Origin of the sequence: Psychrobacter sp. TB20-MNA-CIBAN-0197 (assembly GCF_040309765.1) — a bacterium.
Lineage (GTDB): Bacteria > Pseudomonadota > Gammaproteobacteria > Pseudomonadales > Moraxellaceae > Psychrobacter > Psychrobacter submarinus.
This window is the reverse complement of the sequence record NZ_JBEOPC010000404.1, coordinates 1-281: the sequence shown is the minus strand read 5'-3', so window position 1 is coordinate 281 and position 281 is coordinate 1. Positions and strand designations below refer to the sequence as shown.

Sequence of the window (281 nt, the reverse complement as noted above, 5' to 3'; positions counted from 1 at the left end):
CCCTAAAGGACTTTCGACATTGTTCTTCACTGAAATGTGGGAACGAATGAGTTATTACGGTATGCGAGCTATGCTCGTATTATTCATGACAGCAAGCTTACAAGAAGAAGGCCTTGCCTTTACTGTTGCATCAGCTGCTGCAATCTATGGTTTGTACACAGGCGCAGTATACTTTTTAGGCTTACCGGGTGGGTGGCTAGCTGATAGATTGTTTGGTGGTCAAAAAGCGGTTTGGTATGGCGGCATAATTATTATGATTGGCCATATTATTTTGGCTATTC

1 pseudogene is annotated in these 281 nt (G+C 42.7%); it reads left to right on the top strand.

The annotated features are described in order from the left end of the window. Positions 1–19: 19 nt before the first annotated feature. Positions 20–281: pseudogene (locus tag AAEY83_RS14230) on the top strand (peptide MFS transporter); the annotation flags it as partial.